This window comes from Gemmobacter nanjingensis, assembly GCF_014652195.1.
GTDB lineage: Bacteria > Pseudomonadota > Alphaproteobacteria > Rhodobacterales > Rhodobacteraceae > Gemmobacter > Gemmobacter caeni.
On record NZ_BMYI01000005.1, the window covers coordinates 191126 to 193189 of the forward strand.

General features: G+C 64.7%; 4 protein-coding genes and 1 pseudogene. All 5 read right to left on the reverse strand.

Annotation, left to right across the window (positions count from 1 at the left end; translation table 11 throughout):
• A pseudogene (locus IE126_RS11110) lies at nucleotides 1–182 on the reverse strand (hypothetical protein); the annotation flags it as partial.
• Between the two features lie 11 nt (nucleotides 183–193).
• Nucleotides 194–1396, reverse strand: a complete 1203-nt coding sequence (locus IE126_RS11115; RefSeq protein ID WP_189380988.1) for a hypothetical protein — start codon at nucleotides 1394–1396, stop codon at nucleotides 194–196.
• Nucleotides 1389–1559, reverse strand: a complete 171-nt coding sequence (locus IE126_RS11120) for a hypothetical protein (protein WP_189380989.1) — start codon at nucleotides 1557–1559, stop codon at nucleotides 1389–1391. The genes IE126_RS11115 and IE126_RS11120 overlap by 8 nt, the downstream gene beginning before the upstream one ends.
• Entirely contained in the window at nucleotides 1556–1729 is a 174-nt protein-coding gene (locus IE126_RS11125) for a hypothetical protein (RefSeq protein ID WP_158640818.1), read from the reverse strand. Before IE126_RS11125 ends, IE126_RS11120 begins: the two co-directional genes overlap by 4 nt.
• Nucleotides 1726–2064 (reverse strand): hypothetical protein (locus IE126_RS11130; RefSeq protein ID WP_229825409.1); only part of this gene is annotated, 339 nt, incomplete at its 5' end. The genes IE126_RS11130 and IE126_RS11125, both read right to left, overlap by 4 nt.

The window sequence follows — 2064 nt, forward strand, 5'->3', positions numbered from 1 at the left end:
TTACCGTCGATACGGGTCACATCCGAGGCCAGCCAGTCGCAGGCGATGGCCTCGCGCGGCAGGGTGGCGCCCTCGGCGAGCGGGCCAAAATCATAGGCCACGCCGTTGAGGATCAGGGTGTCGCCCTGGCGGATCAGCGTCAGGGCGGCGTCGGAGCGGATGGGAGATAGGGTGATGATCATGGTGGGTCTCCTCAATACCAGCGACCGACCGCCTGCACGCGGACATTTACATCGCTGCTCGTGCCGGCAATCTCGTTGTAATACACGACGACAGATGTTGTTGTGGGGAAGCCAAAGGTCAGCCCGATGCGTCCGTTGGGTGACGACGAAAGCAGTGCGCCGGTCGGCACGATAGACAATGAATCAGCAAATGCCGCCGGGAACGTCCATGTTGCTGATTTGACCCCGGATGTGGTGTCGCTGCTTGGCTTGATCACGAAAGTGTGGGTGCAGGTCATCAGACCTCCGGCATCACGGTGGTATCGGCCGTTGGCGTTTGACGATGGATCAAACAGCGCGCCTGTCGGCACGCCCCCGGACTGACTCGCATAACCAACCACTGATCCGCTGTTATATACGCGCCGCCAGGCGCCCCATGTGCCGTCATTTGCCCGGGTACGCATATATTCGTTCGTCGCGGCTGGCGGGGTGCCCACGCCTGTATATCGGATAGCACGCTGGTGCGCGGCGCTCCCCGCATACATCGCCTGAGTCGTGACCCACCAGAAACCGGACCCTTCCGGGAAGGTGCCAGCCAATGTTGCATCATAAAGTCCAACGTCACCAGCTACCGCATTGTCGATATTGGCGCCGCTACCTGCCGGGTAATAGCCGCCAAACCGGCGCATCACATGGAACTGGATATTGTCATCGGTGCGCAGCAGCCTGCCCGCAGTCGTGTCGGTAGCCGACTGGGTGACAGCCGTGCCGATCAGCTTTCCCGAGAGCGTGTAATCGCTGCCCGACCGCGTGAGGGCCGTGCCGCCCAGCAGGCCGCGCGCTTGCGATGTCAGATCGGTCAGCGCCGACGTCCCGGCGCCGGTGTAATAGGCGAGCTTGTTGGCCGCTGTCGTGAGGCCCGCGAGTGACGACAGGTTGCCATTGGTCAGGGCCGACAGCACCTCGCGCGCGGCCGACAGCACGCGGGTGGCATCGGGCGTGAACCGCACCTCGTAATTCGCGCCGGAGAGCGCGGCGCCCGGCCATGGATAGGCCAGCGTGATCGAGGTTGCGCTGTTCACGCTGGCAATCCTGACGCTGAGCCCGGCGGCCCAGAGGATGTCGCCCGCCTCCAGCCCGGCGGCGACCCAGCTGGTGCCGGTGCCGGTGACAGTGGTCGATCCGGCGCCGACCGCGATGGTGCCGGTGGAATAGCTGGTCGGGAGATCAGGCATCGGTGTGCTCCTCGGTGGTCGCGCCGGCTGCTTCCAGTTCGGTGATACGGGCCTGAAGATCCGCGATGGCCTGCGCCTGGATCAGGCTGCGGTTGCGGTAATGCTCGACCAGGGCATGGGCCTCGGCAAGGGCGACGGCGGGATCGATGGCGACAGTGGTCATGGGGTCTCCTCCTGCGGCTGCGGCAGCCATTCCCCGCCGCGCAGAATGCATGTGGCGGGATCGATACCGGGCGGCACGATCACCGCGCCCTCCGGCACATCTTCGGGATTGGTACATTTGCCGGTCACGGCGGGCAGACCCGCCGCATCGGCCTCGGCCCAGACAATCATCGTGTCACTCCTGTGATGGTCATGCGCAGCCTGCGCAAAATCGGGCTGCTGACCGAGCCGGTCAGAATGCTGACCCGGTAGCGCACCCCGTCAAAATCGCCGTTGATCGAGTCGCTGTGGATGCGCACCAGCCAGTCCGTCGTGGACTGGTCGGTCCCGCCCAGCGTCTCGTAGCCAAGCCAGGTGCCGCCATCGCGCAGATCCCGCTCGACGCGGTAGCGGGTGTTGCCGTCGCCGGTCAGCTGGTTGCGGGTCTCCAGCTTGATATTGGCAAAGTAGATGGCATCGGGGGACAGGCCGGTCAGGGTGACGGTGTTCACCACACTCCAGGACCC